11 protein-coding genes and 1 pseudogene are annotated in these 11,340 nt (G+C 67.7%); 4 read left to right on the forward strand and 8 right to left on the reverse strand.

The annotated features are described in order from the left end of the window. The 7 genes and pseudogenes from RF640_RS14170 to RF640_RS14200 form a co-directional block, all read right to left on the reverse strand. Nucleotides 1-474, reverse strand: a pseudogene (locus RF640_RS14170) (conjugal transfer protein); the annotation flags it as partial. Then, a complete protein-coding gene (locus RF640_RS14175) occupies nt 471-2,225 on the reverse strand; it encodes an ATP/GTP-binding protein (RefSeq protein ID WP_368828192.1) in 1,755 nt (584 codons plus the stop codon). The gene RF640_RS14175 and the pseudogene RF640_RS14170, both read right to left, overlap by 4 nt. Further along, nucleotides 2,225-3,742, reverse strand: a complete 1,518-nt coding sequence (locus RF640_RS14180) for an SCO6880 family protein (RefSeq protein WP_368828193.1) — start codon at nt 3,740-3,742, stop codon at nt 2,225-2,227. Before RF640_RS14180 ends, RF640_RS14175 begins: the two co-directional genes overlap by 1 nt. After that, nucleotides 3,723-5,591, reverse strand: coding sequence for a type IV secretion system protein (locus RF640_RS14185; RefSeq protein ID WP_368828194.1), 1,869 nt, complete (start codon nt 5,589-5,591; stop codon nt 3,723-3,725). Before RF640_RS14185 ends, RF640_RS14180 begins: the two co-directional genes overlap by 20 nt. After that, the gene (locus tag RF640_RS14190) at nt 5,584-6,333 is read right to left on the reverse strand and encodes a hypothetical protein (RefSeq protein ID WP_368828195.1); all 750 of its coding nucleotides are present in this window, start codon (nt 6,331-6,333) and stop codon (nt 5,584-5,586) included. Before RF640_RS14190 ends, RF640_RS14185 begins: the two co-directional genes overlap by 8 nt. A 39-nt stretch (nt 6,334-6,372) precedes the next feature. Continuing rightward, a complete protein-coding gene (locus tag RF640_RS14195) occupies nt 6,373-6,672 on the reverse strand; it encodes a hypothetical protein (RefSeq protein ID WP_368801013.1) in 300 nt (99 codons plus the stop codon). Next, nucleotides 6,669-7,292, reverse strand: a complete 624-nt coding sequence (locus RF640_RS14200; protein ID WP_368828196.1) for a DUF6668 family protein — start codon at nt 7,290-7,292, stop codon at nt 6,669-6,671. The genes RF640_RS14195 and RF640_RS14200 overlap by 4 nt, the downstream gene beginning before the upstream one ends. A 170-nt stretch (nt 7,293-7,462) precedes the next feature. Here RF640_RS14200 and RF640_RS14205 point away from each other — a divergent pair, with 170 nt between their 5' ends. The 4 genes from RF640_RS14205 (at nt 7,463) to RF640_RS14220 (ending at nt 10,833) form a co-directional block, all read left to right on the forward strand. Continuing rightward, entirely contained in the window at nt 7,463-7,705 is a 243-nt protein-coding gene (locus tag RF640_RS14205; RefSeq protein ID WP_251356605.1) for a helix-turn-helix domain-containing protein, read from the forward strand. Nucleotides 7,706-8,153: 448 nt separating this feature from the next. After that, complete coding sequence (locus RF640_RS14210; RefSeq protein ID WP_368828197.1) at nt 8,154-9,140, forward strand: hypothetical protein; 987 nt, start codon at nt 8,154-8,156, stop codon at nt 9,138-9,140. Next, the gene (locus tag RF640_RS14215) at nt 9,140-10,252 is read left to right on the forward strand and encodes a transglycosylase SLT domain-containing protein (RefSeq protein WP_368828198.1); all 1,113 of its coding nucleotides are present in this window, start codon (nt 9,140-9,142) and stop codon (nt 10,250-10,252) included. The genes RF640_RS14210 and RF640_RS14215 overlap by 1 nt, the downstream gene beginning before the upstream one ends. Then, nucleotides 10,249-10,833 carry a hypothetical protein gene (locus RF640_RS14220; protein WP_368828311.1) on the forward strand — a complete coding sequence of 195 codons (585 nt, stop codon included), beginning with the start codon at nt 10,249-10,251 and terminating at the stop codon, nt 10,831-10,833. The genes RF640_RS14215 and RF640_RS14220 overlap by 4 nt, the downstream gene beginning before the upstream one ends. 55 nt (nt 10,834-10,888) lie before the next feature. On the opposite strand, the gene RF640_RS14225 is transcribed toward RF640_RS14220, so the two are convergent. Further along, nucleotides 10,889-11,329 (reverse strand): hypothetical protein, encoded by a 441-nt coding sequence (locus tag RF640_RS14225; protein ID WP_368828199.1) that lies wholly within the window; start codon nt 11,327-11,329, stop codon nt 10,889-10,891. Between the last annotated feature and the right edge of the window lie 11 nt (nt 11,330-11,340).

Here is an 11,340-nt window from a genome sequence, read left to right on the forward strand (position 1 = left end):
GAGGGTGTCCTCCCAGGAGGCGTACAACGTATGTCCGCCGCGGACCATCGTCCCGAGCATCACCCCCGGGGTGTCGACGCCGAAGCGAGCCGCTTGGGCGCGCGCCTGCTTCTGGGTGAACGGGGCGACGTCGCGCACCGATGCCATGCGCGGTGCGGCACGGTCGTGCTTGACGACCTTCTTCGCTTTCTGGTGGTGCTTGAAGCCCCACAGCACGAACAGTGCCGCCGCCACCAGCCCGAGGGCGGCGGCCAAGACGATCTCGGTGGTGCGCCACGGGAGGTCACCGGTGACCACGCCCAGGGACCGTTCCCAGTACCCGGTGGGCAGCGAATTAGCACGCGGAGTCAGGGCATGTCCGGCGGTGTTCACCACGTAGAGGATCGCGGGGATACCGACTAGGGCGAAGAGCAGGGTGAGCAGCAGGGCGACCTCCCCGCCGCCGGTCTTGTACTTGCGGTCCAGGGAGCTCATCGTTCGCCCCTCTCCTGGGCGGCGCGGGACTTGGCCTCGTGCCACTTCTTCTCGGTGTCGTGGACCTGGGACCGGCGCTCGGTGGGGGTGAACTCCATCGAGAACGGGATCCCCGCCCTCGCGCCGACCTTGATGAAGAACTTCCCCTGGCCCGGCGGCGGGGAGGTGGTGCGATCGTCGAAGTACCATTCCCGGTTCTCGGGGTCTTCCAGCCAGGCCCGCAGCTCGGCCTCATTGATGGCCGATGCGTCGGTGGGGGTGTACACGTCGTCGTTGGTGTACTGGATCTCCTCGTCGCCGCGGCGGTTCCAGGCGGGCGGGTCCTGCCAGGCGGCGAGCTGTTCCTGCTCGCGCATCGACAGCGGCACGGACTCGGTCAGCAGCGGCATCTCGGATTTGGCCAGCCCGCCGAGGATCTTGATCCCGCAGCGGTCCATGATGCCCTTGGCCTTCGCGCGGTCCTCCTCACCGCGGACGGCCATCAGGTCAGACGGGGTGTGGGAGGCCATGATCTGCCCGACCCCCATCTCCCGGTTCAGACGGGTCAGCGCGTTGACCTGATCCACGATGCCGGGCCCGGCCGCCAGGGTGTTCCACAGCTCATCGAGGATGAGCAGGAACCGCTGCCGCTCAATCACCCCGTCATCGGCGAGCATGTTGGAGGTCCGCACCGTTCCGGTGCCAACCGACCAGCACGCCAATAGAGTGGCCGCCCGCAGATCGGACTCGGACTGGGAGATCCGCGAGAGGTCGAAGACCATCGGCCTCGAGGCGTCGATCTTGTTGGTGGAGGGGCGGGCGAACATCTGCCCAAACGCCCCGGTCCCGCACAAGGAATTCAGCGAGGACTCCAGACCCTCCGTGATGGCCTCGTAACGCTCATCGTTGCCGCGGTCCAGGGAGACCTCGCGCACCTCGACCGGCTTGTCCTTGAGCACCTGGCGCAAATCCGCCATGACCGGGACCGTGCCGGATACGGTGTGGCGGGCTTCCAGGACAGTGAGGCACCGATCCAGGATCTGATCCTCGCGCTCGTCCAGCGGCTTCTTGCGCAGAATCGCGATCAGCGACCGGATCAGGTCGAAGCGCCGGGTGTGCAGATCGGCCAGCAGCTCCTCCGCCTTGGCCGCAGAGAGCAGCTTGGCCGCCGCCACGGCGCCGGCGTCATCGAGCGGGTTGATGTGGCCCACCCCGCGGCCCAGCGGTAAGACGGCCCCGCCCAGGGCCTCGATCATGGCGACGTGTTCGCCCTTGATGTCGCCGAGCACCATCGGCCACACCCCGAAGGCGGCCAGCCCGATGGCCATCCGCCGCAGCAGGGAGGACTTGCCCAGCCCGGGGTTGGCCATGATGAAGGCCGAGGGGTTGGCGATCACCCGCAGCTTCTGGAACCAGGAGATCGGGTCACAGCACACCGGCTCCCCCGACAGCAGGTTCCGCCCCAACGGCACCCCTTCCAACGGGGAGCCCCCGCCCATGGGGAAGGGGAAGAGCCCGCACACCTGGTAGTTGGTGCCGCGCATCTCCCGGATCGGGTGCAGCAGCTGCGCCTCGCCCAGGCCTCGGCCCTTGTGGCCCCGCGGACCCGGGCGACGGGCGGAGGAGGCGGTGACGGAGGTGCTGCCGGTGCGCTGGGGCTTGGCGAACACCTTGCCCAGCTTCGTCCGGGCGAAGGCACGGTCCAGGACGGTGGTCGAGGCGGCACCCCGGCTGGCCGGGAGGATGATCTGCTTACGGGCCTTGGTGCTCATCAGAGGGCGTTCCTCACGGTCGAAGGCAGGGCCAGGTGGTCCGGGATGACCACACCGAGGGGCAGGCCGGCGGCGAAGGCGGAGTCCTGGGCGCCGTAGGCCTCCTCCAGGCGGATCCTCGCCGAGGTCCCGAGGTTCTCGATGATGGCCTCGGCCTCATCCAACTCCGCTTTGGTGCGGACGGTGGCGGTGACCACCAGCCCGAAGTTCAACAGCCCCGCCCCGTCGGCCTCCTCAGCGGCGGTGGCCTGGGCCGCGCGGGTTTCGCGGGTGTCCCGGGCCGTCGCCCGGTTGCGGGAGGAGGCGTTGAAGGTGGCGGTGTTGATATCTGTTTCCACCATCTGCGCCGCCCTCGCCGGATCAATGGGGCGGTAGAGCAGCGTGACGCGCTTGCGCACCAGCTCCGGGTTCGGGGCGATGAGGGCTTGGAGCACGTTGGCCTGGACGGTGGAGCGCGGGGGCACCGACATCGCCCAGGACTTCGACCAGGAGTTGTTGTGGTGGTAGCAGTCCCAGAAGGTGTCGGCGGCCTGCGGGCCGACCTCACTCCAGTCCAGCTCCGGGGCCTTGCCGACGGCGTGGGCCCGGTCGAAGAGGATGGCCTCGGCCGGGTCGTAGGCCACCCGGATGACCTCGCACAGCTGCTGCGCTGTCAATGGTGCGGCTACGCCGGCTCCTGTGTCGTTGAGGGACAGGGTGAGGTTGGGCAACCGCGCCGCCAGATCATCGGCGACCTCGGCTGCGTTGCGGATGCGCCCGCCGGCCCGCACGGAGGCTTTGAAGGTCACCGCGATGTAGGCCCGGGTGACGGTGGCGCCGGTGGGCAGCATCTGCACGGTCTCGTTGATGACGTCGCGGGCGAAGGCCGGGGCGTTCTCGGCCATGCGGGCTTCGATCTTCCGGGCAAGCCGGTACCCGGAGTCCGGGGCGGTCTCGATCGTCACCGAGGCCGCGGTCAGTCCCGGTTCGTCGGTGAGCATGCCCAGCCAGTGCGCCCAGCGGTCCACCCACCGGTTGATGTGCTCCTGATCGACCATGCCCCCGCCATCGGGCTCGGAGGAGAACACCACGGTGTAGTGGTGCTTTTGCGGGACCTCGAGCAGGGCGAAGGGGCGGCCGTAGCCGTCGACGTGCTCGGTGATCTTCGACCGGGCCGAGATCCCGGGCAGCTTCGTCGTGCCCTCCGGCACCCGGGACACGGGCCCGGCCCGGTAGACGTTGGCGCCGGCGTAGACGGTGTTGGCCCACCCGGCGCGGCGCACGATGCGTTCGATGAGGGTGCGCCCGTGCTTGTTCTTCTGCATCGAGAGCGCGATCAGGGTGAGGATCACGGCCTCGAAGGCCAGGGCGACCAGCCACATGTTGAGCATCATCAGCAGGATCCCGCCGAGGACCCCACCGATCAGCAGCACGGTGCCAGCGGTCGAGAGCCCGGCCAGGCCCTTGGAGGTCGGGGTGCGGAAGTTGCCGTACACCCGCGGACGGTTCTCGTCCGTTCTAGCTTCGGTCTGCGCCATCAGGGCGGGCCTCGTTTCCGGTCTCGTTGGCAATCTGCGCCTTGAACGCACGTACCTGCTGCTGTGCGGCCTTGGCCGTCTGTCCCGTGCCGGCGGTGCCGGTCGGCCGCGCACCGGTACGTGATCCCGTGGGACTGGTGCCGGCACCACTGCTCGGGATGGGTCGGGCCCCGGTGCCGCTGCCCGGGGTGGGTCGTGCTCCTGCGCTGCTGCCCGGAGACGGGTCGGCGCCTGTGCGGGAGGTGGTCGCTCCACTGCCGCTTGAACCAGTCGCAGGTTGGGCACCTGCCCCGGCTGATCCGCCACTCGAGGAGGTTTCGGAGGGGCTGCCTCCGGCGCTGGACTGAGTGGCCTCGGTGACTGCTTCGCCGGTCTTCTGCGCGGCGTTGGCGGCTGCCATGCCCGCAGCGACGGGAGCAGCAGCTGCGCCAGCTGCAGCAGCACCAGCGGTGCTTGCGGTGCCCGCAGTTCCTGTAGCGCTGGCCCCCGTAGCACCGGTGGCTCCGGTGCTCGAGGACGGTCCAGACGCTGGGGACATGGGCCCGCCCTTGGAGGAGACGGAGGACTGCGACGGCGATGCGGAGGAGTCGGAGCCGAAGCCACGCCCCGACCGAGCCAGGTGAGAGGCGCCCTGCGGGATCGCCGCGCCCATCGCCGCGATCCCCAGCGCCCCGCCACCACCACCGGAGGAGGACATCGAGCCCAGCACGGGACTGAGGAACCCGATCAGCACGGGCAAGGCGAACACGGAGGCGACGATCATCATCAGCCCGGCGGCGAACTGGATCAGCCCGCTGCCGGAGTCCTCCCACACCCCGGTGGTGGACATCTTGATCGCCAACCCGTAAATCAGGGCCGCAGCGGGCTTGTAGAAGGCGAAGGCCAGGGTCCAGGCAATGACCTTCTGGAAGAAGTTCTTGCCCGTCTCGGTGTTCAGGAACGCGGCCGAGAGCGGCAGGATCCCGGCCATCAGGAACAGCATCCCGGTGCGCAGCACCATCAGCATCAACTGGATGAGGTTCACGACGATCGCCACGACCCCGCCGACGATGATGAGGATGACGTTGCCGCCCAACCACACCGGAGCCGCCGCACCGGCACTGGTGGCGTTGTCCAGGGCCAACAGCTTGAGCACATCGGTCTGGAAGTCCTCCCCGAGGGCGGAGTCGATGATCTGTACGGCCAGGGCGTCGGTGCCGGCCACCAGGACGTTGAGGATCGTCACCCCGGAGGCGGTCACCACGGCCAGGGTGAGCAGATTCTTCAGCAGGTCGCGGGCCGGTTCAGCACGCTGGGTCCAGGCCATCTGAGCCCCGGCGATCATCACGCTCAGCGCGGCCACGGCCAGGGTGAGGTAGAAGGTCTGGTCCTGGATGAAGCCCACCGACCCGGACAGGTTCCCCGCCCGGGCGGGGACGAGGAAGCCGATCAGGCTGGTGGCCCCACCGATCAGCGCCGCCCCGGAGGCCAGCACGGTGGCCGTGTTCACCAGGCCGGCCCCGTCGCCGCGGCGGGCGTTGGTGGCCAACACGATGCCCAGGAACAGCACCCCGAACACGCACACCCCCAGCCCGATCCAGCTCGCGTAGCTCAGCAGCAGGTCGATGTAGGCGTTGAACTCCCCACGCGCCGGAGCCTGGGAGGCGGGTGCACTGTTGCTGGTGAGGTTGGCGCTGCCGATCCGAGTCCACATGGAGCCCAGGGAGGCGATCGTGTCGACCACCGCAGCGGTCACACCGTCGGCGATCTGATCCAGCGCATCACCGGCCGCTCCGGTGAGTGCGTCGCTGACTCCTTCCTTGACCTTGCAGAAGCCATCGAGTGCGAAGCACTTCTCTTCCTCAGCCATCGTGGGGTCCCCACTCGATGTACCCGTTCAGGTCTGACACCTGGCCGGAGACGGGGCCTGTGTCGCCGTTGTCCTGCAGGGCGAAGCGCCAATCGCCGTCTTGCCACATGAGGTCTGCGCTACTGGTGATGTATGTCTTCTCGGTCCCGTCGTCTCCTGCCAGTACGACCTCGACCGTGGCTCGCTCGCCCGTGTACGAAAGCAGTCGGAAGCCGGCAACCTCGACCGGGACCGTGGAAGCATCCCCCGCGGAGACCCGCTGCTGGACCTGCCCCACGGCGATGTCCTTACCGGGGCCCTCAATGGCAAGCTCCTTGAGGGTGTCCAGCAGAAGCTGGGGATCGTTGCTCGAGGCCAGCATGTTCGCCGTCGTCAGCAACGCCCCTTCAGGAGTGTGGGAGTAGCAGGAGCGCACACCCGTCGACTCGTCCACGGTGCCCGGTCCGTGCTCCTCCGAGGACGGTGCGTAGATCGCCCCAAGAGCTGTCCACTCGACGTCCTCCGGCGCTTTCGTGAGAGTGGTGCCGCCGGTGGCGTCCAAACCGCACTCCGACTCCCCGTCCGCCACCGGTTCGGCGGTGGTGGCTGGCGCCGGGGCGGCTTGGGTGGGCTCTTCTCCCTCGGGCCACAGCCACAGGACCACGCCCAGCACGATCAGCATCGCGACGAGAACGGCTGAGATGAGGAAGCGGGGGGTCTTCCACCATGTGCTGTTGTCGTCGGTCTCGATGTGGTCTGTCACGTGTTGCTCCTCGTGTGTGGGGGCTGCGTCTGGTGGTGGTTATGCCCCGGCGATGAAGGTCAGGATCGAGGCTCCACCGGAGATCAGAGCCACGGCCAGGACGATCTTGATGATCCCGGATACTTCTTCAGTGGTCTCTCCGCGGCGGGCGTCGAAGGCCATCTTTCCGCCGACCACCAGCAGGCCCAGCACGGCGATGCCCAGGGCGATCCATTTGCCGACACCGACCATGCGGTTCCAGGTGTCGCCGATGCCGGGAGGGGCCAGGGGGCTGGAGTCGGGCAGGTTGGCCGGCAACGCCAGCACGGTGTCCTGGGCGGCAAGTACGAGGTCGATCATTGGGGGGTCCTCTCGGAGATGAGTTCATCGACTGCCTCACCGAGGGCGGTGAGGACTTTCCTCGGCTCACGGGCCATGGACTCCCAGTCCGTGGCTCCGGTGAGTCGGAGTTCTTCGATCCACGGCATCACCCAGGTGGAGGGGACACCACCGGAAATCACGCGGGTCGCTGCTACTAGGGGTTTCGGGGTCTTGCCCGGGGTGCCGGCCACGATCACCAACCCCGCGAGCACTACCTCCGGGTGTTGCCCGGAGGCCCAGTCCTGGGCGGCATGTCGAGCTGCTTCCAACCCGCGATGCGTCTGTCGGGCAAGAAGGACAACGACAGCAGGTGGTGCCTCTGGGGTGGGAGAAGGCCAACGGTGATGGCATTCGACACCGCCCAGCAGCTCCCGGAAGGTGGTCTCTCCCGCTCCGCCATGGGCGCCTAGCCAGTACGGACCAGCGGAGGACGTGGGGAACCGTTCGAGCCGTCTGTCGCCGTCCAGTGCGGAAATACCCTGCTGGGGCGCCTGCGCCCCCCGAAGCACCGGGGGCGGCTCAGGATGGGTCTCCTCCAGGAGCGAGACCGTCTGGGTCCCCGTGCCGGGTGCGACGAACCCCGTCCACCGATTGCCCATCTAGGCTCCTAAGTTGAATCCAGTGCACCGAGGTGCATCTTCATGGGTCACCCACGGAAATGAATTGAACATGTTCAACTATAGGCGGTTTCGAGCTATGGTGTGCAACCGTAAGCAACTTTTTCCCACTCTGATCTACCGGAGCCGCCGTGATCGCCGGAGCGCTCTCCATGACTGAGTCGCTGGACAGACTCTTCAACGGGCTGCCCGAGCGACTCACCGTGGCCCAGCTGACCGAGGTTCTGGGGCTGTCCAGCACCACGGTGACCTACCGGTGGCTGAGGGATGGGCGGGTGCCAGCCATACAGCTGGGCTCGCACTGGATCATCCTCCGGGACGACGTGAAAGAGCACCTGCGTGCTCACTACAACGTCTCTCAGCAGCCCAACCTCGGAGTGGGGGATACCGACTGATACGAAAGGCATCCCCATGGCGCAGGCGCTCGACCGTCCGCGATGCACCGCAACGATCACCGATGACGACACCGTTGAAGTCTCCATCGACGGTGTGGTGACCCCCCTGAACTCGATGGACGACGCCATTGCCCAGCTAACCGAGACCGCGCGTATCTTGGGTCGGCCCGTCAAAGTCGTAGCCGTCGACCCGTCTTCGGGAAGCGAACTCGAGACCTACCTGATCGTTGGACCTGACGGGGAGGTCTCCACCGACGGGACGGCCACCCGTCCCTCTCGGACCGGGCGTCGAGGCAGCCGTGCGGTCAGCCTCGATGAGCTCGTGCCCGCCGAGTCGGCCCCAGAGCCACTGCTAACCGAGTCCGAAAGTTCCTCTTTTGAGGAAGCCGAGCCGATGCCTTCCACTATCGTCACGCCGACTCTCGAGAACGCGTCGCAGCCCCGTCCCATGCAGGCAAAGTCCATGCCCTCCAGCGCCCCGGCGCTGCAATCATCGGACACGACCGTCTGGGACATCGACTCCGCCCCCAGTTTCATCGCCACCGACAGCTCCCTGGCCGACGCACCAGCCACCCACGGCTGGCGCGGAATGCTCAACCGCATCGGGATGCACCTGCCCCCCGGGCCTGGGGAAGTAGCCGAACGAGAAGACCTGGCCGCGGTCTCACGGCACTGGATCGGCTCCCGCACCATCGCGGTCGTCAACCAGAAGGGCGGTGCCAACAAGACCCCCACCGTTGCCCTGCTCGCCGCCCAGTTCGCCCGCCACGGCGGGGCCGGCGTGCTCGCCTGGGACAACAACGAAGCCATGGGTTCCCTGGGCTGGCGCACCGACGGCGCCGGCCACGACTCCACCGCACTGGACCTTCTCCACCACGCCAATCACTTCCTCACCGCCGAAGCCAAAGCGGCCGAGCTGGCCGCCTTCGTCCACCACCAAGCCCAGGATGCCTACGACGTCCTGCGCTCCGACGAATCGCCGTCCAATACCCACGAAATCACCGGGGCCGAGGTGGACGCCTTGCACCGGGTCGCCGAGAAGTACTACCGGCTCGTCATCATGGACAGCGGCAACTCCACCCGGGGCGAGAACTGGGCGCACATGATCGCCCACACCGACCAGATCGTCATCGCCACCACCACCGAGTCCGACAAGGCCCAGGGCGGGGTCAACGCCCTCAAGGCCCTGCACGCCGGAGGCCCCCATGCCGGGGAACTGGCCCGCAACGCCGTCGTGGTCATCTCCGAGCTGATGCCCTCGCACAGCACCAAGGCCCACGCCATTGCCCAGGAGTACGCCCCGTTCGTGCGTGAGGTGGCCATCGTCCCCTTCGACCCGCACCTGGTGCAGGGCCGCATCCACCACCGACAACTACGTCCAGCCACCCGCCGGGCCTGGCTGCACGCCGCGGCCCTGGTCTCCCAAGGCTTCTGATGGCAGGGCCCCGCCCCCGAACCCTCGGCGTGGCGGCGCTGCTTCTTCCCGGACTGCTGGTGGGCCTGATCATGACCGTGACCATGCTCGTGGCCACCCTGGCCGAGGATGAAGACGCCGCGGGCCTGTCCAGCAGCTGCACGGCCACCGCCGTCGGCACCAACGAGAAGGCCAATGTGGTGTCCGTTCCCAACGGCTGGGGGCCGCTCGTGGACGCGGCCGCCAGACAAGCCGGACTGTCGGCCAGTCTGGTCGCCGCGCAACTGGCCCAGGAGTCCGGGTGGAATCCGGACACCACCAGTCCCGTCGGCGCCCAGGGCCTGGCCCAGTTCATGCCCTCGACCTGGAACACCTACGGCCGCGGCGGCAACCCCTTCGATCCCGAAGATGCCATCGCTGCCCTGGGCCGCTACATGGCAGCCCTGAAAAGCCAAGTTCAGCCCATCGCCGGGGACGATCCGGATGAGCTCGTGCGGCTGACCCTGGCCGCCTACAACGCCGGACCCGGTGCGGTGCAGCAGCACCACGGCGTCCCGCCCTACCCGGAGACCCAGCAGTACATCGAGAAAATCCTCGACGGCGCCCAGGGGAACTTCTCCGCCGGCTGCAAGGCTCCTACCGGTGCCAGGGCCTGGGACGGCGACCTCGGTGACGGGCAATGGACGACCCCGCTGCCCGGCGGTGTCTTCACCTCCGGTTACGGCGGCCGCGCCCTGGCCGGTGTCCCGTCCTGGGCCAACCAGCACGTGGGCGTGGACATCGCCACCCCTGGGGCCGGCAACGGCAGCGGTGGAGTCGTCGTTGCCCCCACCAGCCTGCGAATCACCGGGTTCAACGCCGCCGATGGCTGCGTTATCGCCAAAGAGAACGGGTCCGACCCCGACTTCGGCTTCGCGTTCTGTCACCTGCACTCCTGGGACGTGACCAAGGACCAGAAGCTCAAACGCGGGGACATCATCGGCGTCGAGGGCAACCGCGGACGCTTCGGCATGGCCACCCACCTGCACTTTGAGATCTACAAGCCCGGCGCCCCCGACCTCGTCTTTCCCTACCAAGGGCACAACCTCGACCCCGAGCCCATCCTCAAAGAGAAAGGTGCGTGGCCGAGATGATGCGCCACCCATTCAGCCTCGCCGCAACCCTGCTGCTGTGCGCATTGCCGCTTACCGCCTGCGACTCGCCCAGCGAGGCCCAGCAAAGTTCCCCAGAAGCCACCGCCTCCACCGCGCCGCCACAACTGGGCGAGGGAACTTTCGCCACCCCGGACGACGCCGACCGAACCGACGTGGATTCCACCGCCGAGGTCGCCGCCCTGATGCTCCATTTCTGGGACACCGCCACCGACCGCACCGAGACCGCTGCCGCGATCCGGGCCAAGCCGCTAATGTCCGCCGACTGGGCCGCGCATCAGGTCGAGCCCGAACGCAACGCAGCAGGTGCCCCGTGGCTCGCGGCCGCTGAGCACCAGGGGTACAGCGCACCCACCATCGTCCCCGTCCACGGCGACGTCAATCAGGACGTCGCTCCGGACAAGGCCATCCGCGCCTACACCGTGGAATGGACCTGGAATACCCGCGACGGGGCCACCGTCCACGAAACGGGTCGTCGGCAGGTCACCCTCTACCTCGAGGAGCACGACGGCCAGTGGGAAGTCGTCGGCCATCAGTCCCGCGACATGGGTGACGCCGAGTAGGTAGATGAACGAAGGAGGCCGGCCCTGCCGTTGTGGCGGGGCCAGCCTCTTTTACCTACTGTGTGGAGTCGTCCCGAGAGGAACTTTCCTTCTTCTCGATGACGTCCAGGATCGCCTGAAGCCCTTCAGGATCGATCTGACCGAGAGCCCGGGCGGCGAAGTTGCGGACCTCGGCTCGCCGGAGGGCGCGGACCGTGTGGAGTTCTTGCTCAACCTGCTGAGGGAGCGGCCCATCTTCCTGCACGAGGTATCTCGGGTCCACCCCGAACACTTCCCCCAGCGCCCGGAGCAGTTTCTCGTCGGGACGCACCCGGGTGTCTGCGGTCTTGAGGTAGTGCCATTTCGTGCGTGAGATGGCCACGCCGCGGTCTTTGAGGCCTTGCTGGATCGTGGTGAAGTCGTAGGGCTGGCCGGCTTCGGTGCGCAGGGTATCCAACAGCAGGTTGATCTTGTCGGCCAAGATCTGGGCTGAGCGTTCCCGGTTGGCGTCCCCCACGTGGTTTCTCC

It is taken from the genome of Kocuria sp. CPCC 205231, from assembly GCF_040980965.1.
GTDB classification, from domain to species: domain Bacteria; phylum Actinomycetota; class Actinomycetes; order Actinomycetales; family Micrococcaceae; genus Kocuria; species Kocuria rosea.

Coding starts and splice junctions, on each gene's coding strand:
- RF640_RS14175 (WP_368828192.1), bottom strand. CDS start 2,225: ATGAGCACCAAGGCCCGTAAGCAGATCATCCTCCCGGCCAGCCGGGGT.
- RF640_RS14180 (WP_368828193.1), bottom strand. CDS start 3,742: ATGGCGCAGACCGAAGCTAGAACGGACGAGAACCGTCCGCGGGTGTAC.
- RF640_RS14185 (WP_368828194.1), bottom strand. CDS start 5,591: ATGGCTGAGGAAGAGAAGTGCTTCGCACTCGATGGCTTCTGCAAGGTC.
- RF640_RS14195 (WP_368801013.1), bottom strand. CDS start 6,672: ATGATCGACCTCGTACTTGCCGCCCAGGACACCGTGCTGGCGTTGCCG.
- RF640_RS14200 (WP_368828196.1), bottom strand. CDS start 7,292: ATGGGCAATCGGTGGACGGGGTTCGTCGCACCCGGCACGGGGACCCAG.
- RF640_RS14205 (WP_251356605.1), top strand. CDS start 7,463: ATGACTGAGTCGCTGGACAGACTCTTCAACGGGCTGCCCGAGCGACTC.
- RF640_RS14210 (WP_368828197.1), top strand. CDS start 8,154: ATGCAGGCAAAGTCCATGCCCTCCAGCGCCCCGGCGCTGCAATCATCG.
- RF640_RS14215 (WP_368828198.1), top strand. CDS start 9,140: ATGGCAGGGCCCCGCCCCCGAACCCTCGGCGTGGCGGCGCTGCTTCTT.
- RF640_RS14220 (WP_368828311.1), top strand. CDS start 10,249: ATGATGCGCCACCCATTCAGCCTCGCCGCAACCCTGCTGCTGTGCGCA.